Below are 21071 nucleotides of genomic sequence, written 5' to 3' on the forward strand. Positions count from 1 at the left end.
GCGCAAGGACAAAAAGCTGAAGGACCAGAGCATGAGCACGCGACGCTTCCTCGACCAGCCGATCGACTTTTCCACGCTGCCGGGACAGGCTTTCCCGGTATGGACGGCGCGCGTCGATGCCGGAGAACTGCTCGCCTTCTGCCGGGCGGCACGCGACGCCGGGCGCTGGCTGGTGACGCTGTGGACGAGCCTCGCGCGCGAAGGCGATAACAAAGCAGGCGAACTGCGCGGCGAACTGCACCTCGCGCTCGACCTCGCCGAAGGGCTCGTCTGCCTGACCCTGCCCGCCGGGCAGGGCGGATTTCAGGACCTGGCGCCGATCTTTCCGTCTGCGGGAAGGCTGCAGCGCGCCGCCTTCGACCTCACCGGGATCGGCCCCGAGAGCGGCGACCGGCGGCCCTGGCTGCGTCACGCCAACTGGCCGGCCGACTGGTTCCCGCTGCGTGACGATTCTCATGACGCGCCACGCTTACCGACCCGGCATGAGGACTACGCCTTCGTCCGCGTCGAAGGCGAAGGCGTGCACGAGATCCCGGTCGGCCCGATCCACGCGGGGACGATCGAGCCCGGGCACTTCCGCTTCTCGGTGGTCGGCGAACTGGTGATGCGCCTCGAAGAGCGGCTCGGCTGGAAGCACCGCGGCATCGCCCGGCGTTTCGCCAAACTCTCGCTCGCCGGCGACGGTGCATCGGGCGGCTCTGGAGTCAACGCCGCGGCACGCCTCGCCGGCCGCATCGCCGGCGACAGCACCGTCGCGTGGACCTGGGCGTTCTGTCAGGCCGCCGAAGCCGTCGCCGGCGTCGAACCACCGCCGCGAGCGCTGCTGCTGCGCGCGCTGCTGCTCGAACGCGAGCGCGTCGCCGCCCACCTCGCCGACCTCGGCGCGATCGGCAACGACACCGCCTTCGCTTTCGGCCTGATGGAATTCCTGCGCCTGCGCGAGGACTGGCTGCGCGGCAACGGCCGCGTCTTCGGCCACCGCCTGCTCTTCGACTGCGTCGTCCCCGGCGGCGTCGCGCTGGACTTGTCAGCTTCTGACGCCAAGGCGCTGCGCGACGAATGCGCGACGCTGGCGAAGGAAGTGGCGCAGCTGCACGCGATCTACGACGACCACGCCGGCATGCAGGATCGCCTGCTCACGACCGGCCGCGTGACGAAGGAACTCGCACTGCAACTGGGGCTGATCGGGATGCCCGGCCGCGCCAGCGACGTCGCGCGCGACCTGCGCTGCCGCGGCGACCACGAGCCCTGGGCGAAACTGTCGCCGCAGCTCGTCACCCACCCGAACGGCGACGTCGCCGCGCGCACCCTGCAGCGCTTCGCCGAGATCGACGAGTCGCTGCGGCTGATCGGAACCATCCTCGACCGGCTGCAGGGGACGCCCGCGGGCGGCTGCCGCGCCGCATGGCCGGCTACTGGCAGTGCTGCGGACGGCACGGGCGCCCGTCACGGCTTCGGCTGGGTTGAAGGCTGGCGCGGCGACGTCTTCGTCGCGCTCGAGGTAGACAAAGACGGGCGCATCCGCCGCTGCCACACGCACGACCCGTCCTGGCACAACTGGCCGGTGCTCGAACACGCGGTGATCGGCAACATCGTCGCCGACTTCCCGCTGATCAACAAGTCGTTCAACCTCTCCTATGCCGGAGCGGATTCATGAAGCTCCCCTTCCTGCCACCGATCTTCGGCCTGCTGCTGCGCCCGCGCCGCGCCGCCGATCCGGCGCCGGCCGCAGAAACCTCGTCGCCGGCAGCGGGTGCAGGCGACCTGCCGCCGCGCGCCGCCTACTCGCGCGCGCAGCTCGACAGCCTCGGCAAGGCTCTGGTCATCCGCCACGTCGATAGCGGATCGTGCAACGGCTGCGAGATGGAGATCGCCTCGCTCAACGGCCCGCATTACCGGCTGGAAGCGCTCGGCGTGCGCTTCGCGGCAAGCCCGCGCCACGCCGACGCGCTGCTCGTCACCGGCCCCGTCGCGTCGAACATGGAGGTGCCGCTGCGCCGCGCCTGGGACTCGGTCCCCGAACCGAAGCTGCTGATCGCCGTCGGCGACTGCGCCTGCAACGGCGGCCTCTTCGCCGAGAACTACGCCTGCCGCGGCGGCGTCGGCAAGGTGCTGCCGGTCGATGTCGCCATCCCCGGCTGCCCGCCGACTCCGGAACGCATGCTCGCCGGCATCCTCGCCGCGGTGGCACCGCGCACGGACGATGCTGCGCCAAGCACCGGCACGACGGAGGGGGAATGATGCCTGCGCCAACCCCGGTCACCCTGAGACTCGAAGTCCGCGGCATCGTGCAGGGCGTCGGTTTCCGTCAGTCGCTGGCGAACCGTGCCAACGCGCTCGGCCTCGCCGGCTGGGTCCGCAACCGCCGCGATGGCAGCGTCGAAGCCATGCTCTGCGGCGACCCCGCCAAGCTCGAACTGGTCAAGGAATGGGCGCACCACGGCCCGCCGCTGGCGCGCGTTATCGAGGTGAAGGCGAGCACGGCGGAATGGCCGGACTCGGATCCCGAGCCGTCGATCCCGGTTGCGATACTGCCGACGGCTTGAGCGACGAGCCTCTGGTGTGGGCCAGGGCGGAGCGTCATGAGAACCGTCCGCGCCGGAGCTGACAGCAGCCGCCAAAAATGCTGCCGCTGCGGGAGCAGAGCCTGCGATAGGCGTACATCTTCGCGTACAACGCCAACAGTTCAGCGCTGTCCGCCAGAGTAGCAAGGCTAATGAATGCCGTGGCCCATCGAACTGCTTGGCGCTGCACGCCCCTGCCGCGCCTTCCACGCCGCATACTCCGACAGCCGTAAACCGTAGCGCGCCAGCACGCCCTCGTGCAAGCGACGGAGCTCTTCGACGATCAGTGCCTGTACATCCGGCCGCGCTTCCGCAGGAACGCGCTCGGCCACTGCTCGTTGAATGCAGGAAAGCGGGTCAAGTTCCGGATGCGTGACGACCTCGCGCAGGGTCTGCTTGATGAAGTCGCGCCACGCCAGACGAAGCGGGTCGGGCTCCGCAAGGTCCTGTTTGATGGCGAGATATTCCTGCGTCGAGCGTTCGTAGGCCCAGACGTAGAGGTCGCGCAGCAGTTCCACTCGGGTCATTTCGTACACGCCGAGCGTGGCACGGCTGTAGGCCTGCTCCGGCACATCCAGAAAAGTCAGCGGACAGAGATTGGCGCGGAACAAGGGCAGATTCGCGGCCAGTCGAGAGCTGCGTTTGTTGATGTCGGCAAAGGGTTGCAGGTAGGGCAAATGCACCATCATGAAGAAGGACTGCTCGAACGGGTCACGAATCAGGCTCGCCTTGAGCATCAGCGCGTCCAGCGCCTCCTCGATTTGCTGTGGCGTGGAGAGCGGACGATAGACGCTTTTGCCGATATCGACAGCGTGCTGACGAATTCGCCCCTCGTCGGCCGGATTGGGCAGCAGGTTTTCCGCCAAGGCGCTGTGCAGGTTCATCAATGTGTAGCGATTGAACTCGGCACTGTCGATGTTCTCGACCAGCATTTCGATCGCGGTCTTATGGTTCAGAATCATCTGCGTTTCGATGGCGGCCTTGCCACGTGCGGCCTTGCCGTGCTCGATGAGTTCCAGCGTGTCGAGCCGGGAGTAGGTGTTGCCTTCCAGGTGACTCGACGCCCAGGACAAGTCGATCAGCAGCCGGTTGAGGATGGCGCGACTGTAGGTGCCGGCAGGCGCCTCGACATCGGTGGTCTTGCCCATCCTGTACAGCTGGCGGCGCAGCGACTCGGACAAATACCAGGTTTCATTCGGGCGATAGGCGTCGAGAAAATCACGCTGGTAGCCGACTGGCTTGCGCGCTTCCGGAGGCTGGTCGATGTAGGCGAGGATATCCTGGCTGTCGGCAGACAAGGGAATGAAGGGGGGGAAGCTGTCGACGCTGGCGAGCCGTGGAGCGGGGCCTGACTCGGCGCCAGCCGCGAAATAGCGCCTGGCCCTGCCCTCCCCCCGCGCGACAACGTGGCCGCTGTCGATCAGCGCTGCGATCTGGCGCTGCGCCGTCCGCCTGGGAATGCCCGGATATCTGGTCAGGAGTTCAGCCAGCGAGACTCCGTTCCCGGATGCACGGATGGTATTCAGTAAGTCAGTGACGGATGACATGGCAGTGTTGGCGCGGTTCGTGAGTCTGGTGGCGCGATTATGGCGCAGTTTTTTTCGAACTGCGCCATAATCGCGCCACAACGCAAGGATATGAGAACGGACAGCAAGCCCGATCTCACCACAGAAGGATATTTCCCGATCGGGAAACAAAACCTGTCCAGAGGCGGATCCCAGCCGATAATTTCCCGATCGGGAAACCGAGACGGCCATGGCATCCGTAGGATCCCCTCGACAGCTCGGTGAGTCTCGTCGCTCAGCTCGCAAGCAGCTCCGCCTGACGCAGCCTCAGTTGGCCCTGGCCGCAGGAGTTGGCGTGCGCTTCATCGTCGATCTTGAAGCCGGCAAGCCCACCGTGCGACTGGAAAATCTGCTGAGCGTCATCGATGTCCTGGGTAGCAAGGTCCGGTTGATCGGCCTGCCGGAAGTTGCGGGCAAGGATCTAAGCGAGGGCACCGACCATGGCGCATGACAGACGCCTTTGACGCCCTTTGCAGAGACGGCGTCCTGTCGCGGAACCGCCCGTCCCCTTGCGTGACGGGCGGTTTCTGCATTTTCACCGTGGGCCAGCTTCAGCCCTGGGGCGATGCATACAGGCCGTGCCGCACCCGATTCGCACCGGCGACAACGGGGATCGGGGCAGCACGGCGAGCAGCCGCAGCCTGGACCGCTACTTGCAGGCCGGCAGCGCGGGCGAGCCGCAGGCAGTGTTTACCAGACTCACGATGTTGTTGCTGGTGAACGAGGACGCCCCCTGCAGCTTCACTGCCGGGTCGGTGTATCCCCAACTGGTGACGCCGACGACCACGTTCGGGTTCGGGAAGGTGCCGGTAGTCGTGCCGCTCAGCACCGGCGGGACGCCGAGGTTGAGCAGTTCCGGTCCCCCGCTCGATCCGCCCGTCTGCTGCGAGCCCCACACCGTGTTGTTCGACAGGTTCGCCTGCACGGCGCCCTGCGAGTCGGTCCGCTGCTGCTTGTTGCCCGAATCGTGGGAAACCGGGTAGCCCAGCTGGTTGATCAGCGTCGTCCCGTTGTAGAAGCCCCACTGGTTGTAGGCATAGCCGAACCAGCCCGTCGCCGTCCCCGGATACGCACCAGACTTGTCCTGCAGCCTGATGACCGCGACGTCGTTGCTGCAGACGACGCCCTTGGCGGCGCAGGCATCGCTGCCGTCGTAATAGGAAGTCTTCACGCTGGCGCTGGCGGCGTTCCAGACACCGTAGGGAGCCAGGGTCCCGGACAGCGCGGGAACGAACACCCAGTTCGAGTAGAAACGTTTTTCTCCGAAGGCTGCGACGCAATGCGCCGCGGTGACGATGAGGCCGCGCTTGATCAGCGAGGCGGAACAGACGTAGGTCGAGGCGCCGTCCTTGAAGTACAGCTTGCCGGCGGCGCTATAAGGGTACCAGCCGGACGGATTGCTGCCGCTCAGGTCGACGCGCATGGTCGTGTAGGGGACATGCCCGCTGCCGAATGCGCGCTGTGCGCCGCCGGTTTCTGCAGAGGCTCCTCCATCCTGCTGCTGCGGCGAGAGCTCACGCGCTGCCGGAATCCTGACCGGAGACTTCTTGCCGTTCCCCGCATGGCCGGGTTCCACTCCAGGCGCTCCGACCGCCGGCGCGGGCGCCACCTCGCCTTCCCTCGGCGCAGCGGGCAGGGACTTGAGCCTCGGCAAGGGCATCGGCTTGGCGTTCTCGAAGTCCGGCAGCTCCCTGGCCTGGGTCGTCCTGGCCGGCACCGTGTAGGTGCTGTTGCCGTCCTTGTTGATGACGCCCTCCTGCTCGGCCAGTGTTGCACCCGAGAAGGACAGGGCCGCCGCCGTCGTCAGAACTGCAGCATTCGTGGTCTTTGCATTCATTCAGCAGTACTCCCATCTTCAAGAAGAGAATCGAACCGGAAAGTCGGCAAACGCGACCAGGGTCTTTGCCACGCACCGAAACTTCCCGATGTCATGACAGGAATTGATGCTATTGACAACTTACGGGGAATGCAAGAGGAAAGATTTCTGCCCGTACCTGTCGCGGGCAGCAAGCTTGCGGCCCGCGCATGGGGCCGGACAAGGCAGCAACGGAGGAAGTCGCCAAGCAGAATGACAAAGCGGGGAGGTGGAGCGCTCGCCCCACCTCCCCGCTCGTATCGGCAGCCGGAACTACGCGAGTTCGATCAGCAGATCCTTCGCCTCGATCTTGTCGCCGGAAGCGACATGGACGTGTGCCACCGTCGCGTCGCGGTCGGCGGTGATGACGGTTTCCATCTTCATCGCCTCGATCGACAGGAGCGGGCTGCCCTTGCTCACCGACTGGCCGCTCTTCACCATCACCGTGCCGACCATTCCCGGCATCGGCGCGGCGACGTGGTTGGCGTTGCCGGCTTCGGCCTTGCGCCGGGCGACGTGCGAGACGAGCGCGCCCTTCTTCGGTACGCGCACGGTGCGCGGCTGGCCGTTCAGTTCGAAGAAGAGCTTGACCATACCCTCCTCGTCCGGCTCGGTGCGGCCGATAAGGCGGATGATCAGCGACTTGCCGGGATCGATCTCGACGGTGATTTCCTCGCGTTCCTTCATCCCGTAGAAGAACAGCGGCGTCGGCAACAGCGAGACATCGCCGTTGTGGCGGTGGTGCTCGGCGAAGTCGGTGAACACCTTCGGGTACATCAGGTACGAGGCCAGATCGTTGTCGCTGACGTGGCGGTCGATCTTCTTTTCGAGCTGCGCGCGCGTTGCTTCGAGATCGACCGGCGGGATGTCGGCGCCGGCGCGGCCGGGCAGCGGCGTGCGTCCCTTGAGCACCTTCGCCTGCAGTTCCTTCGGGAAGCCGTCGGCGGGGTAGCCCATCTCGCCGCGGAAGAGCGAGATGACCGACTCGGGGAAGGCGATCTCCCTGGCCGGGTCGGCGACTTCGGCCGGGGTCAGTTCGTTGGCGACCATGTACAGCGCCATGTCGCCGACCACCTTCGAGCTCGGCGTCACCTTGACGATGTCGCCGAAGAGCTGGTTCACGTCGGCGTAGGCCTGCGAGACCTCGTCCCAGCGCTGTTCGAGCCCCATCGAGCGCGCCTGTTCGCGCAGGTTGGTGTATTGGCCGCCGGGCATTTCGTGGCGATAGACGTCCGATGTACCGGAGCGGATGTCGGCCTCGAAGGGCGCGTAGAAGCGGCGCACGCCTTCCCAGTAGCGCGCGAAGGGCTGGATCCGCTTCGCGTCGAAGCCGGGGCTGCGCGCGTCGCCTTCGAGCGCGGCGACGAGAGCGCCGAGACTCGGCTGCGCGGTGAGCCCGCTCATCGAATCCATCGCCAGATCGACCGCGTCGACGCCGGCCTCGACCATCGCCAGCACGGTCGCGATCGCCCCGCCCGAGGTGTCGTGCGTGTGGAAGTGCAGCGGCAGGCCGACTTCTTCCTTCAGTGCCTTGACCAGCGCGCGTCCGGCGCGCGGACGGCAGACGCCGGCCATGTCCTTGATGCCGAGGATGTGCGCGCCGGCCTTCTCCAGCTGCTTGGCCATGTCGACGTAGTACTTCAAGTTGTACTTCGGCCGGCTCGAATCGAAGATGTCGCCCGTGTAGCAGATCGTCCCCTCGCACAGCGCCCCGGATTCGATCACCGCGTCCATGCCGACGCGCATGTTCTCGACCCAGTTCAGCGAATCGAAGACGCGGAAGACGTCGATCCCCTCCTTCGCTGCGCGGTCGACGAACTGGCGGACGACGTTGTCGGCGTAGTTCGAGTAGCCGACCGCGTTCGAGGCGCGCAAGAGCATCTGGAAGAGGATGTTCGGCGCCGCCTGGCGCAGCTTGGCGAGGCGCTCCCACGGGTCTTCCTTGAGGAAGCGCATGGCCACGTCGAAGGTGGCGCCGCCCCAGCATTCGAGCGAGAAGAGTTCAGGCAAAGCGCGCGCGTAGTGCGGCGCGATCGCCAGCATGTCGGCGGTACGCATGCGCGTCGCGAACAGCGACTGGTGCGCGTCGCGCATGGTCGTGTCGGTGATCAGGATGCGTTCCTCTCCGCGCATCCACTCGGCGAAGCCCTTGGGCCCGAGTTCCTGCAGGCGGTCGCGGGTGCCGGGGGGCGGCGGCACGGCGAGGTCGGTGGTGGGCAAGAGCGGTGCCGCCAGCGGCAGCTTCGGCAGCGTGCGCCCCTTCATCTCGTCGTTGCCGTTAACGATCACGTCGCCGACGAAGCGCAGCAGGCGCGTCGCGCGGTCGCGCCGCTTCGGGAAGTGGAAGAGTTCGGGCGTCGTGTCGATGAAGCGCGTCGAACATTCGCCGCTGACGAACAGCGGGTGATTGATGACGTTTTCGAGGAAGTGCAGGTTGGTCGCGAGGCCGCGCACGCGGAACTCGCGCAGCGCGCGGTCCATCTTGTGGATCGCCTCGGTGCTGGTCGCGCCCCAGGCGGTGACCTTCACCAGCAGCGAGTCGTAGTAGGGCGTGATCACCGCGCCGGCGTAGGCGGTGCCGGCGTCGAGACGGATACCGAAGCCCGCAGCGCTGCGGTAGGTCATGATCTTGCCGTAGTCCGGCGTGAAGTTGTTCTCCGGGTCCTCGGTCGTCACCCGGCATTGCAGCGCGAAGCCGTTGAGCCGGATGCCTTCCTGCTGCGGCACGCCGCATTCGGGCGTGCCGATCTTCGCGCCCTCGGTGACGCGGATCTGCGCCTTGACGATGTCGATGCCGGTGACCTGCTCGGTGACCGTATGCTCGACCTGGATGCGCGGGTTGACCTCGATGAAGTAGAACTTGCCCGTGTCGCCGTCCATCAGGAACTCGACGGTCCCCGCGTGCGTGTAATTGACGGCGCGCGCCAGGCGCAGCGCCGCGTTGCACAGTTCTTCGCGACCGGCGTCGTCGAGGTAGGGCGCCGGCGCGCGTTCGACCACCTTCTGGTTGCGCCGCTGCACCGAGCAGTCGCGCTCGAAAAGGTGCACCGCCTGCTGGTACTTGTCGCCGAGGATCTGCACCTCGACGTGGCGCGCGTTGCGCACGAGTTTTTCGAGGTAGACCTCGTCGTTGCCGAACGCGGCGCCAGCTTCGCGCCGGGCGACGTCGAGCAGCGCCGCAAGGTCGGCCTCGGACTCGATCACGCGCATGCCGCGTCCGCCACCGCCCCAGCTCGCCTTCAGCATCAGCGGGTAGCCGATTTCGGCGGCGAGCTTCGCGGCCTCTTTGAAGTCTGCCGGCAGCGGGCCGGTCGCCGGCATCACCGGGACGCCGGCGGCGACCGCGGCGTTGCGCGCGGCGACCTTGTTGCCGAGCGTGCGCATCACTTCCGGCGTCGGGCCGATGAAGGCGATGCCGTTGTTCGCGCAGGCCTCGGCGAAGTCGGGGTTCTCGGAGAGCAGCCCGTAGCCGGGGTGGATCGCGTCGGCGCCGGTCTCGCGCGCAATGCGGATGATGTCGTCGATGTCGAGGTAGGCCTGGATCGGCTTCTTGCCGGCACCGACGAGGTAGCTCTCGTCGGCCTTGAAGCGGTGCAGCGCGAAGCGGTCCTCGTTCGAGTAGATAGCGACCGTACGGATGCCCAGTTCGGTCGCCGCGCGCATCACGCGGATGGCGATCTCGGAACGGTTGGCGATGAGAAGTTTGCGGATTTTCACGTTTGCAGCGTCCTGGAGATGGGTTCGACGGCCGACTTCGGGACGGCACGCTCCCGGATCGATTTCGGCGAGGTCAGCACTTGGAACAAAGTGCAACATAGTGCCACAAATCAGCGACTGGTAGCGAAAAGAGTATACGGACTTTTCCGGCAGCTTCGCTCAGTGCAACATCAGGTGCACGCGCACCCTGCGCCCGTCGCGCCAGGGATTGGAGGGCTTGCTGATCAGCTCGAAGGCCTTTTCGTCGCTGACGTCGAGCTCGGCGATGACCAGCACCACCTCGGGGCTGCCCGCGCGCAGGATGGTCACCTCCCCTACCGGACCGAGCGGTGCCAGCGCCTGTCGCGTGCTGTCCTCGGAGACGTCCGGTGCGACGCCGACGAACATGAACTTCTTCATTGCAGCCAGCCTTTTTTGTGCAAAGCAGCAATGATAGTCCCGATGGCGGCCCGTAGGTTGGGGTGGCGCGCAACGGCAATTGGCTTAAGCACAGCCGCTGCCAGGAGCCCTCGCATTCATGGGGTCAGGTCCCGAATTGTTGCATTTAGCCAATCAGCAGCACGTCATCGCGAGCCCGCAGGGCGTGGCGATCCAGTGCGTAGGTCTCGTTTCGGGTTACCCGTGGATAGCTGCCCTGTGCGCTGAGACAGAAAAACGAACTGGATTGCCACGGCGCTGCGCGCCTCGCAATGACGCATTGGCCGTCCTCGATTCGCAACATTCATGGGGTCAGGTCCCGAATTGTTGCATTTAGCCGATCGGCAGCACGTCATCGCGAGCCCGCAGGGCGTGGCGATCCAGTGCGTAGGGCTGTCATCCTGTCGCCCGAACTGGCGAGGCCGCGAAAGAACGAACTGGATTGCCACGGCGTTGCGCGCCTCGCCGCGTCGGCTGTCCCCGTTATTGCTGGCGCTTCCTTGGCGGCGGCAGGTCGGTACAGCTGCCGTGCGCCACTTCGGCGGCCATGCCGATGCTCTCGCCGAGGGTCGGGTGCGGATGGATGGTCTTGCCGATGTCCACCGCGTCGGCGCCCATCTCGATCGCGAGACAGATCTCGCCGATCATGTCGCCGGCGTTGGGGCCGACGATGGTGCCGCCGACGATGCGTCCGCCGCCCTCTTCCGAGGCGTCGAAGACGAGCTTGGTGAAGCCGTAGTCGGCGCCGTTGGCGATCGCGCGGCCGGAAGCCGCCCACGGGAACCTGGCGACGCTCAGCTTGCGCCCGCTCTTCTTCGCCTCGTCCTCGCCGAGCCCGACCCAGGCGATTTCCGGATGCGTGTAGGCGACGCCGGGGATCACGGCAGCGTCGAAGTGCGCCTTCTGCCCGGCCGCGGACTCGGCGGCGACGTGACCCTGATGCACGGCCTTGTGCGCCAGCATCGGCTGGCCGACGATGTCGCCGATCGCGAAGATGTGCGGGACATTGCTGCGCATCTGGCTGTCGACCGCGATGAAGCCCTTTTCATCGACGACCACGCCGGCCTTCTCGGCGCCGATCTTGCTGCCGTTCGGCACGCGTCCGGCTGCCTGCAGGATCAGGTCGTAGCGCTGCGGCTCCGCCGGCGCATGTTCACCGGCGAAGCTCACCCACAGGCCGTCGTCCTTGGCGTCGACGGCGATGGTCTTCGTCTGCAGCATGATCCGCGCGAAACGCGCGGCGTTCTGCTTCTCCCAGACCTTGACCGCGTCACGGTCCGGCCCCGGCATCAGCGCGTCGAGCATCTCGACGACCTCGACGCGGGCGCCGAGCGTCGAATAGACGGTCGCCATCTCGAGGCCGATGATGCCGCCGCCGATGACCAGCATGCGCTCGGGAACGCTGCCGAGCGCCAGCGCACCGGTCGAGTCGACGATGCGTGTATCCCTGGGCAGGAAAGGCAGGTGCACTGCCGCCGAGCCCGCGGCGATGATGCACTGCTCGAACCTGATCAGCTTCGTGGCGCCGCTCTTCTCCTGGCCCGCGCCTTCGGTGACTTCGACCTCGACATGGTGCGAGTCGATGAAGTGCCCGTAGCCGCGCACGACCTCGACCTTGCGCGCCTTCGCCATCGCGGCGAGACCGCCGGTCAGCTTGCCGACGACCTGCGCCTTGTGCGCGCGCAGCCGGTCGAGATCGACCTGCGGCGGCGCGAAGGCGACGCCGAAACCGGCGGCGTGGCGCGCCTCGTCGATCACCGCGGCGACGTGCAGCAGCGCCTTCGACGGGATGCAGCCGACGTTGAGGCAGACGCCGCCCAGGGTCGGGTAGCGCTCGACGATCACCGTCTTCAGGCCGAGGTCGGCGGCGCGGAAAGCCGCGGAGTAGCCGCCCGGTCCGCCACCGAGGACGAGCAGCGCGCATTCGGCGTCGGCCTGGGCAGCCCGGCTCGCCGCTTCCTGTTCCGCGACGGCGCCGCCGGCGGCAAGCGTGATTTCCTCAAGCATGTTCATGACCTCCCCCTCACAAGCTGACGCGGCGGAAGTCCGCCAGCAGATCCGCGAGAAAAACGTTGAAGCGCGTCGCCAGCGCGCCGTCGATGACGCGGTGGTCGGCGGAAAGCGACAGCGGCAGCATCAGACGCGGGACGAAGGACTTGCCGTCCCAGACCGGCTTGGTCGCCGCCTTGTTGACGCCGAGGATGGCGACCTCAGGCGCGTTGATGATCGGCGAAAAGCCCGTGCCACCGATGCCGCCGACGCTGGAGATGGTGAAGCAGGCGCCCTGCATGGCCGCCGGAGCGAGCTTGCCGTCGCGCGCCTGGCGCGCGAGTTCGGCCGCTTCCTGCGCCAGTTCGACGACCGACTTCCGGTCGGCATCACGGATCACCGGGACCATCAGGCCGTGCGGCGTGTCGGCGGCGAAGCCGATGTGGAAGTACTTCTTCAGCACCAGGCTCATCTCGCCATTCTCGTCGCTCGTCAGCGAGGCATTGAATTCCGGATGCTTCTGCAGCGCCTTGACGACGGCCTTGATCAGGAAGGCGAGCAGGGTCAGCTTCACGCCGCTGGCGGCGTTCTCCTGGTTGATGCGGACGCGGAAGGCCTCGAGCTCGCTGATGTCGGCGTCCTCGTGGTAGGTCACCGCGGGGATCATCACCGCGTTGCGCGCGAGGTTCTGCGCGGAAATCCGCCGGATGCGCGGCAGCGGCTTCACCTCGATCTCGCCGAACCTCGCGAAATCGACCTTCGGCCACGGCAGCAGTTCGAGCACGCCGCCACCGCTGACGCCACCGCCGGGGCAGGACAGCGCGCCGCTCATGACACCCTTGACGTAGCGGGTCAGATCCTCGCGCAGGATGCGCCCCTTCGGCCCGGACGGCGTGACCAGCGACAGGTCGGCGCCGAGTTCGCGCGCGTAGGCGCGGACCGAGGGGGAGGCGTGGATGCCGGCGCCGGCGGCGCGGTCTTGTACGGACGGCGCGGCAGCGGCAAGCGCGGCTTTCGCGACTGACGCCGCTCCCACAGGCGCGGGTGTCGCGGGAGGCGCGACAGCGGGCTGTCCGGCGGATGGCACAGACCTTCCGGCTTCGCTGCCCGGGATGTTCGCGGCTGACGCCGCTCCCGCCACCGGCTCGCTCGCCACCTTGATCAGCACCACGCCTTCGCCGACGCGCGAACCGACGCGGACCAGCACTTCGCTGACGACGCCGGTAACGCTGCTCGGCACGTCCACGGTCGCCTTGTCCGACTCGAGGGTGACGATCGGGTCGTCTATCTTGATCGCATCGCCGACCTTGACGAACAGGTCGATCACCGGCACATCGGCGAAGGCGCCGATGTCGGGGACCTTGACTTCGATGATCTCACTCATGGCTCGCTCCCCTTCAAACCGTCAGCGGATTGGGTTTGTCCGGGTCGAGCCGGTACTTGAGCAGCGCCGCGGCGACCTTGTCGCGGTCGATCTCGCCGTCGTCGGCCAGCGCTTTCAACGCGGCGAGCGTCACCCAGTGGCGGTCGACTTCGAAGAAGTGGCGCAGCTTCGCGCGCGTGTCGGAGCGGCCGAAACCGTCGGTACCGAGGGTCACGTAGCGCCCCCTGACGAAGGGCCTGATCTGCTCGGCGTAAAGCCTGACGTAGTCCGTGGCGGCAACCACTGGGCCACGGCGCTCCTTGAGCTTCGTCTCGACGTGCGATAGCCGCGGCGGCTCCAGCGGGTGCAGCAGGTTCCAGCGCGCGGCCTCGTTGCCCTCGCGCGCGAGTTCGGTGAAGCCGGGACAGCCCCACAGGTCGGCCTCGATCCCCCAGTCTTCCCTGAGCAGTTCGGCGGCGGCGATGACTTCGCGGAAAATCGTTCCCGAGCCGAGCAACTGCACGCGCAGCCTGCCCTCACCGCCCTGGCGGAAGAGGTACATCCCCTTGAGAATATCGGCCGCGGCGCCCGCTGGCATTTCCGGGTGCTCGTAGTTCTCGTTCATCGCCGTCAGGTAGTAGAAGACGTCCTCCTGCTCGGCAAACATGCGGCGCATCCCGTCGTGCACGATGACCGCGACTTCGTACTGGAAGCAGGGGTCGTAGGCGACACAGTTCGGGATAAGTCCGGCGAGGATCAGGCTGTGGCCGTCCTCGTGCTGCAGGCCCTCGCCGTTCAGCGTGGTGCGGCCGGCGGTGGCGCCGATAAGGAAGCCGCGCGAACGCTGGTCGCCGGCGGCCCAGCACAGGTCGAAGGTGCGCTGCAGGCTGAACATCGAGTAGGAGAGGTAGAAGGGGATCATCTGCACGCCATGCACCGAGTAGGCGGTGGCGGCGGCGATCCAGTCACTGATCGCGCCGGCTTCGTTGATCCCTTCCTGCAGCACCTGCCCGGTCTTCGATTCCTTGTAGAACATGAGCTGGTCGTGGTCTTCGGGAACGTAGCGCTGGCCCTCCTGGCTCCAGATGCCGACCTGGCGGAACATGCCCTCCATGCCGAAGGTGCGCGACTCGTCGGGGACGATCGGGACGACGCGCTCGCCGAGCGTCCTGTCCTTGAGCAGCAGGTTCATGATGCGTACGACCGCCATCGTCGTCGACAGCTCGCGCCCCTCGCCGGAGGCCTTGAGCAGCGAGGCGAAGGCCTCCAGCGGCGGCAACGGCAGCGGCGCCGCACGCTGCCGGCGCTGCGGCAGGTAGCCACCGAGCGCGGCCCGGCGCGCGTGCAGGTAACGGGACTCCTCGGAGTCCTCGGGGAATGAGAGGTAGGGCAGTTCGGCCAGCCGCTCGTCGGCGACCGGCAGCTTGAAGCGGTCGCGGAAGTAGCGGATCTGCTCCAGGTCCATCTTCTTCTGCTGGTGCGAGATGTTCATCGCCTCGCCGGCCTGGCCCATCCCGTAGCCCTTGATCGTCTTGGCGAGGATCACGGTCGGCTGGCCCGGGTGCTTCACTGCACTGTCGTAGGCGGCGAAGATCTTGAACAGGTCGTGACCGCCGCGGTTGAGCTGCCAGAGCTGCTCGTCGGTCCAGTCGGCGACGAGTTCCTTGAGTTCGGGGCTGTTGAAGAAGTATTCGCGGATGTAGGCGCCATTCTTCGAGCGCAGGGTCTGGTACTCGCCGTCGCACAGCTCCATCATCCGCTTCTTGAGCAGGCCCTTCTTGTCACGCTGGAACAGCGTGTCGAGCGTGGTCCCCCAGATCAGCTTGATGACGTTCCAGCCGGCGCCGCGAAACGAGGATTCGAGTTCCTGGATGATCTTGCCGTTGCCACGCACGGGACCGTCGAGGCGCTGCAGGTTGCAGTTGACGACGAAGATCAGGTTGTCGAGCTTCTCGCGGCCGGCCATGCCGATCGCGCCGAGCGACTCGACCTCGTCGGTCTCGCCGTCGCCGACGAAGGCCCAGACCTTGCGTGCCTGGGCGCCCTCGCCGGCGCTGATGATCCCGCGCGAGTCGAGGTACTTCATGAAGCGCGCCTGGTAGATCGCCTGCAGCGGCCCCAGCCCCATCGACACGGTCGGGAACTGCCAGAAGTCGGGCATCAGCCACGGGTGCGGGTAGGAGGAGAGTCCCTTGCCGCCGGTCTCCTGGCGGAAGTTGTCGAGCTGTTCGGCGGAGAGTCGTCCGAGCAGGAAGGCACGCGCATAGACGCCGGGGATCGAGTGGCCCTGGAAGAAGATCAGGTCGCCGCCGTGCTCGGGTCCCGCCACCCGCCAGAAGTGCGAGAAGCCGACGTCGTAGAGCGTCGCCGCCGAAGCGAAGGAGGCGATGTGGCCGCCGACGTTGGTCTCCTTGTTGGCACGCACGACCATCGCCATCGCGTTCCAGCGGATGTACGAGTGGATCTTCAGCTCGAGGTCGGGATTGCCGGGGTAGCTCGGCTGCTGGTCGGCAGGGATCGTGTTGATGTATTCGGTGGTGGCCGAGTAAGGGATGTCGATCCCCTCCTCGCGCGCCTGCCCGATCAGCTTCTCGATCAGGTAATGTGCCCGCTCGCTGCCTTCGCGGCTGATCACGCTGGCGATGGCGTCGAGCCATTCCTGGGTTTCCTCGGGATCGACATCGACCGGATTGACGTTCGCCTGCTTGGCCATGGGCTGCCTCCTCGTGATGGGTGCCGCGAAGATTTGGGATGCGCTCGTTTCGACAGGATCGGGATGGCGTGGTTCGCTCGACCCCACGCCATCGTCAGCGCACCGCCCCCCATGATAACATATGATTGCCCTGTGCGCCTTGCGGCGGCGCATCGCCTTAAGCTTCCATTAAGCATTGCGGCGCAGACTGTCGCTTCACCACGCGGAGGAAACAGCGTGCTTGTTAGCCCGAATGACCGATCGATGCGCAAGACGCCCGACGCCTATCGCTGCGTCCGTAGGGAGGTGTGAGCGCATGACCTCGCTGGCGCTGCTGCTGTGGATCGTCGGGGCGATCGTGCTGCAACTGACCGTCTTTCTCGGTATCGCCTTCTGGCGTCACTGGCAGGATTACCGCGCCTTGCGGGTTGGGGCCGGGCCGGCGGTGCCGACGCTTCTGCCCGCGGAGGGCGCCGCCTGGCAGGGATGGCGCAGCTTCCGCATCGAGCGCAAGGAGGTCGAAGACGTCGACGGCTGCGTCTGCTCGTTTTACCTCCAGCCCGTCGACGGCGAGCCGCTGCCGCCCTTCCGGCCGGGACAGTTCCTGACGCTGCATCTCGAACCGCCGGCCGGAGAGGCGCTGGTCCGCTGCTACTCCTTGTCGGATTCGCCTGCTGCCGATCACTACCGCATCAGCGTCAAGCGCGTGCCGGCCACTGACGTTACTGCAGCCACGCCGGCGGGGCGGGCTTCCAGTTTCCTCCACGACCGGATCGGGGTCGGCAGCCTGTTGCAGGTACGCGCGCCCGCCGGGCACTTCTGCCTCGACGGCAGCGACGATCCGCTGGTGCTGCTCGCCGGCGGCATCGGCATCACGCCGCTGCTCTCCATGCTCGCCTGGAGCCTGGAACGGCAGCCGGGTCGCGAAGTCTGGCTGTTCTACGGCGTGCGCAACGGGCGCGAAGTGGTGAGGCGAGCGCAGCTCGAAGCACTGGCTGAAAAACACCCGAACTTCCACCTCCACTTGTGCTTCAGCGCTCCGCTGCCGCAGGAAATGCCTGGCCGTGACTATCGTCACCGCGGGCGCATCGAGCTGCCGCTCTTGCGCCTGGAACTGCCGCTCGCGCCCGCGCACTTCTACCTGTGCGGACCGACCGCGATGCTGGAGAGCCTGGTCCCGGCGCTGGAGGACTGGGGCGTGCCGGATGAGCGCATCCACTTCGAGGCCTTCGGCCCGGCCTCGGTCAGGCGCAAGGCGCCGCAGCCGCCGGGAGAGAGCGCCGCCGGGCTCGTCGTCAGCTTCGTCCGCTCGGGCAAGGAAGTCCGCTGGCAGCCGGAGGCCGGCAGCCTGCTCGCCTTCGCCGAGGCCAACGGCGTCAGGATCGACTCCGGCTGTCGTGCCGGCGGCTGCGGCACCTGCCAGACGAAGATCGTCGCCGGCGAAGTGGCTTACCGGCAGGCGCCCGATTTCGACCCGCAGCCGGGCAGCTGCCTGCCCTGCGTCTGCACTCCCAAGACCCACCTCAGCCTGGAGGCGTGAATGGACAGATCGCTGTGGCGCCGCCATCTGCTGCCCTTCTTCTCGCTGCTCGGCCTGCTCGCCCTGGCGACGCTGGCCAGCGACCAGATCCTGCACCAGTTCGACCTCGTCTGGGTCGGCCGCTATCTGGGAATCCCCGGCACGCTGCTGATCCTGGGCTCGCTGATCTACTCGCTGCGCAAGCGCAAGCTGATCGCCTCGGGCAACCCGAAAACGCTGCTGCAAGCCCATGAAGTCAGCGCCTGGCTCGGCTCGCTGATGGTGCTGATCCACGCCGGCGTGCATTTCAACGCCATCCTGCCGTGGCTGGCGACGCTGGCGATGGGCATCAATGTCGTCAGCGGACTGGTCGGCAAGCTGCTGCTCGATCGTTCGCGCAGCCACCTGCAGGGGCAGCGCGAGCGCTTCCAGTTGCGCGGCATGTCGCAAACGGAGGTCGAACAGGCGCTGTTCTGGGACGCGGTGACGCTCGACGCGATGACCCAGTGGCGCAAGCTGCACATCCCGATCTCGGTCGCCTTCGCAAGCCTGGCGCTCGGCCACATCGTCAGCATCCTCCTGTTCTGGGGCTGGGCATGAACAGGATCGTCAAGCTCGTGCTGGCGATCAACCTGATCGCGCTCACCGTCCTCGTCTTCATCTACCCGCAGCTGATGGTCGGCCCCGGCAAGCTGATTCCCGGCCATGCGCAACTCGAAACCGACTGCTTCGTCTGCCACGCGCCGTTCACCGGCGCCAGCTCGCCGCGTTGCGTCGTCTGCCACAAACCCGAGCAGATCGGTCGCCTGACCAGTCTCGGGCTGCCGATCACCAAGCCGCTGACCGCGACCCCGTTCCACCAGAAGCTGATCAGTCAGGACTGCGTCGCCTGCCACAGCGACCACGCGGGCGTCAGACGCTACCGGCAGCATGGGCACTTCAACCACGCGCTGCTGCAGGACGCGACGCGCCGGCAGTGCCAGACCTGCCACCAGGCACCGGGCGACGCGCTGCACCGCGACATCGGTGCCAATTGCAGTCAGTGCCACCGCGAGGACAAGTGGTCGCCGGCTACTTTCGACCACGACAAGTATTTCGTGCTCGACCGCGACCACAACGCGCGCTGCGTCACCTGCCATGGCGGCAACGATTACCGCCGCTATACCTGCTACGGCTGCCACGAACATACGCCGGCCAACATCCGCCGCGAGCATCTCGAGGAAGGCATACGCAAGTTCGACGACTGCGTCGAGTGCCATCGCAGTGCCGACGAACACGACATCCGCGGCGGCCGCGAGGGCCGCGGGGGCAAGCGCCGGCATGACGATGACGACTGAGGGAAGATCTACAATGGAATAATCGGCGTTTTGCCGGAACCCGCCGCCGCTGACGATGCATCCGGCGTTCGCTGCACCGCCCGCCCAACCCCAGCGCAAAGGAGATTCCCGATGTCCGTTCTCGTAGGCAAGCCCGCCCCCGACTTCACCGCCAACGCGGTCACCGCCGACAACCAGATCCGCGAGTTCTGCTTCTCCGCAGAGACGCGCGGCAAGTACGTCGTGCTCTTCTTCTACCCGCTCGACTTCACCTTCGTCTGTCCGTCCGAACTGATCGCCTTCGACCATCGCCTGGCCGAATTCAAGGCGCGCGACGTCGAGGTCATCGGCGTGTCGATCGACTCCGAATTCACCCACCTGGCGTGGAAGAACACGCCCGTGGACAAGGGCGGTATCGGGCAGGTCGGCTATCCACTCATCGCCGACATCAAGCACGAGATCTGCCGCGCCTACGACGTCGAATTCGACGCCGCCGGCGTCGCCTTCCGCGGCTCCTTCCTGATCGACCGCAACGGCATCGTCCGCCATCAGGTGGTCAACGACCTACCGCTCGGGCGCGACGTCGACGAGATGCTGCGCATGGTCGACGCGCTGCAATTCACCGAGGAACACGGCGAGGTCTGTCCGGCGGGGTGGAAGAAGGGCAAGGCCGGAATGACGGCCACGAGCGAAGGCGTCGCCACCTATCTGGCGACGCACGCCGACGAACTGTAGGACTGCACGCCCGAGCGCACTCAGCGCTGCGCGCGTCCCAGGCGGAGCAGCAGGAGCGAGGCCAGGATGACCGCGCCGCCGAGCGAGAGCCGCACGAGGTCGGCGTCGCGGTTCCAGATCAGCACATTGACGAGCAGTCCGGCGGGGACGTGCAGTTCGTTCATCACTGCCAGCGTTCCGGCATCGACGCGGGTGCTGCCTTTCACCCACCAGAACATGCCGAGCGCGGTGGCGAAGAATCCCATCCACGCGAGCACACCCCACTGCACGGCGGCCTGTGGCAGTTTGCCGGGATCGCCGAAGAGCAGGAACGAAGGCAGCGCCAGCAGCAACGCGCCGAGGAAGAAGTGCCCGAACAGGTGCTGGAGCGGCACTGCGGTCGGGTAGCGCACGAGCAGGCGGCGGCACAGCACCTGCCCCGCCGCGAAGCTCGCGTTGGCCACCTGCAACAGGATGAAGCCGGTCAGGTACTCGCCGGCGAGCGGCTGGAAGCGGATCAGGACGCCACCGCCGACCGCGACCAGCGCGGCGGCGAGCGCCCAGCGGTTGAAGCGCCGCTCCAGGGCGTCGTCGAGCAGGGTCACGTAGATCGGCGTCAGCACCGTGAACAGCAGCACCTCCGGCACCGTCAGCACGCTGAAGCTGCGATAAAGGCACAGGTAGGTGACGCCGAACTGCAGGGCGCCAGCGAACCAGAACCCGCGCAGCAGGGGCGCCGGCAGCCCGCGCCAGCGCAGCAACGGGACGAAGACGAGCGCGGCGATGGCAACGCGGATGAGGACGGCAAAATCACTATCGACCTTGCCGGCCAGGTACTGGCCGATCAGGCTGAACGAGAAGGCCCAGAGGATGGTGACGATGATCAGGTAGGGCATGGGGTTCCGCCGGCTCGGCTGCGACCGAGCGAATTACCGGGCTGGCGCTTTCCTGAAGTAAAAGATGGCCTGGTCACCCCTGCCCTGCGCATTCAACTGCCGCGCCAGCTTGCGGTACTCTTTGTACCGGCTTCTCGTCAGATGGCTCGAATCGAGCGCATTCGAGTCTTTCAGCGAAATGTCCTTTGCGTACAACTCGCTGCCTTCGAACTGGAAATAGCTGGAATCGTAAGCCACATCAAAAAGCTCGAGCCCGGCATTCTTCGCCAGCAATTCCAGGCTCTTGGCGGTATGCAGGTAGTAATGCCTCGGCGCGTCGAGCTGCACCCAGTTAACGCATAGCGTTACACATAACTCATATCGCATGAAGCGCTCGCATATGCTCGACGCCCTGAACAAAATCCCTGATGCGCTGGTATCCCAGCCAGAGGGTTTTCACGCCAGGTTCGCCGTCGCCCTTCCTG

The 21071-nt window shown here is 66.5% G+C and carries 18 protein-coding genes; 8 read left to right on the forward strand and 10 right to left on the reverse strand.

The window, feature by feature from the left end:
- Positions 1-31 precede the first annotated feature (31 nt).
- The 3 genes from CCR84_RS15935 to CCR84_RS15945 are packed head-to-tail and all read left to right on the forward strand — an operon-like array spanning position 32 to position 2546.
- On the forward strand, positions 32-1657 hold the full coding sequence (locus CCR84_RS15935; RefSeq protein WP_201214550.1) for a hydrogenase large subunit: 1626 nt from the start codon (positions 32-34) through the stop codon (positions 1655-1657).
- Positions 1654-2241, forward strand: coding sequence for an NADH-quinone oxidoreductase subunit B family protein (locus tag CCR84_RS15940; RefSeq protein ID WP_201214552.1), 588 nt, complete (start codon positions 1654-1656; stop codon positions 2239-2241). The genes CCR84_RS15935 and CCR84_RS15940 overlap by 4 nt, the downstream gene beginning before the upstream one ends.
- Positions 2238-2546, forward strand: a complete 309-nt coding sequence (locus CCR84_RS15945) for an acylphosphatase (protein ID WP_201214555.1) — start codon at positions 2238-2240, stop codon at positions 2544-2546. Before CCR84_RS15940 ends, CCR84_RS15945 begins: the two co-directional genes overlap by 4 nt.
- Before the next feature lie 167 nt (positions 2547-2713).
- Here CCR84_RS15945 and CCR84_RS15950 read toward each other — a convergent pair whose 3' ends face one another.
- Positions 2714-4321 (reverse strand): Fic family protein, encoded by a 1608-nt coding sequence (locus CCR84_RS15950; RefSeq protein WP_242508784.1) that lies wholly within the window; start codon positions 4319-4321, stop codon positions 2714-2716.
- On the opposite strand from CCR84_RS15950, the gene CCR84_RS15955 reads away from it, so the two are divergent.
- Positions 4320-4580 carry a type II toxin-antitoxin system Y4mF family antitoxin gene (locus CCR84_RS15955; RefSeq protein ID WP_201214556.1) on the forward strand — a complete coding sequence of 87 codons (261 nt, stop codon included), beginning with the start codon at positions 4320-4322 and terminating at the stop codon, positions 4578-4580. The two genes, CCR84_RS15950 and CCR84_RS15955, sit on opposite strands and share 2 nt — an antisense overlap.
- Before the next feature lie 198 nt (positions 4581-4778).
- On the opposite strand, the gene CCR84_RS15960 is transcribed toward CCR84_RS15955, so the two are convergent.
- The 6 genes from CCR84_RS15960 to aceE form a co-directional block, all read right to left on the reverse strand.
- Entirely contained in the window at positions 4779-5966 is a 1188-nt protein-coding gene (locus CCR84_RS15960) for a trypsin-like serine peptidase (RefSeq protein ID WP_201214557.1), read from the reverse strand.
- A 291-nt stretch (positions 5967-6257) separates the two neighbouring features.
- Positions 6258-9701, reverse strand: coding sequence for a pyruvate carboxylase (locus CCR84_RS15965; RefSeq protein WP_338052637.1), 3444 nt, complete (start codon positions 9699-9701; stop codon positions 6258-6260).
- A gap of 159 nt (positions 9702-9860) precedes the next feature.
- A complete protein-coding gene (locus CCR84_RS15970) occupies positions 9861-10100 on the reverse strand; it encodes a hypothetical protein (protein ID WP_201214559.1) in 240 nt (79 codons plus the stop codon).
- Positions 10101-10601: 501 nt separating this feature from the next.
- Positions 10602-12131, reverse strand: a complete 1530-nt coding sequence (gene lpdA, locus CCR84_RS15975) for a dihydrolipoyl dehydrogenase (protein WP_201214560.1) — start codon at positions 12129-12131, stop codon at positions 10602-10604.
- Between the two features lie 10 nt (positions 12132-12141).
- Positions 12142-13491 carry a dihydrolipoyllysine-residue acetyltransferase gene (locus CCR84_RS15980; protein WP_201214561.1) on the reverse strand — a complete coding sequence of 450 codons (1350 nt, stop codon included), beginning with the start codon at positions 13489-13491 and terminating at the stop codon, positions 12142-12144.
- Between the two features lie 13 nt (positions 13492-13504).
- Positions 13505-16183 carry a pyruvate dehydrogenase (acetyl-transferring), homodimeric type gene (aceE, locus tag CCR84_RS15985; protein ID WP_201214564.1) on the reverse strand — a complete coding sequence of 893 codons (2679 nt, stop codon included), beginning with the start codon at positions 16181-16183 and terminating at the stop codon, positions 13505-13507.
- A 295-nt stretch (positions 16184-16478) separates the two neighbouring features.
- Between aceE and CCR84_RS15990 the strand changes: the two genes are divergently transcribed.
- From CCR84_RS15990 to CCR84_RS16005, 4 genes are all read left to right on the forward strand, one after another.
- Entirely contained in the window at positions 16479-17702 is a 1224-nt protein-coding gene (locus tag CCR84_RS15990; protein WP_201214567.1) for a 2Fe-2S iron-sulfur cluster-binding protein, read from the forward strand.
- The gene (locus CCR84_RS15995) at positions 17703-18281 is read left to right on the forward strand and encodes a hypothetical protein (RefSeq protein ID WP_201214570.1); all 579 of its coding nucleotides are present in this window, start codon (positions 17703-17705) and stop codon (positions 18279-18281) included.
- Complete coding sequence (locus CCR84_RS16000; RefSeq protein ID WP_201214571.1) at positions 18278-19018, forward strand: hypothetical protein; 741 nt, start codon at positions 18278-18280, stop codon at positions 19016-19018. The genes CCR84_RS15995 and CCR84_RS16000 overlap by 4 nt, the downstream gene beginning before the upstream one ends.
- 111 nt (positions 19019-19129) lie before the next feature.
- Entirely contained in the window at positions 19130-19732 is a 603-nt protein-coding gene (locus CCR84_RS16005; RefSeq protein WP_201214573.1) for a peroxiredoxin, read from the forward strand.
- 20 nt (positions 19733-19752) lie between these two features.
- Here CCR84_RS16005 and CCR84_RS16010 read toward each other — a convergent pair whose 3' ends face one another.
- From CCR84_RS16010 to CCR84_RS16955, 3 genes are all read right to left on the reverse strand, one after another.
- On the reverse strand, positions 19753-20607 hold the full coding sequence (locus CCR84_RS16010) for an EamA family transporter (protein WP_201214575.1): 855 nt from the start codon (positions 20605-20607) through the stop codon (positions 19753-19755).
- 33 nt (positions 20608-20640) lie between these two features.
- A complete protein-coding gene (locus CCR84_RS16015) occupies positions 20641-20934 on the reverse strand; it encodes a hypothetical protein (protein WP_201214577.1) in 294 nt (97 codons plus the stop codon).
- Positions 20935-20962: 28 nt separating this feature from the next.
- Positions 20963-21071, reverse strand: a 109-nt coding sequence (locus CCR84_RS16955; protein WP_201211599.1) for an IS4 family transposase, incomplete at its 5' end; no start/stop codon positions are given.

The sequence above is a fragment of the Rhodocyclus purpureus genome, assembly GCF_016653115.1.
Taxonomy (GTDB): domain Bacteria; phylum Pseudomonadota; class Gammaproteobacteria; order Burkholderiales; family Rhodocyclaceae; genus Rhodocyclus; species Rhodocyclus purpureus.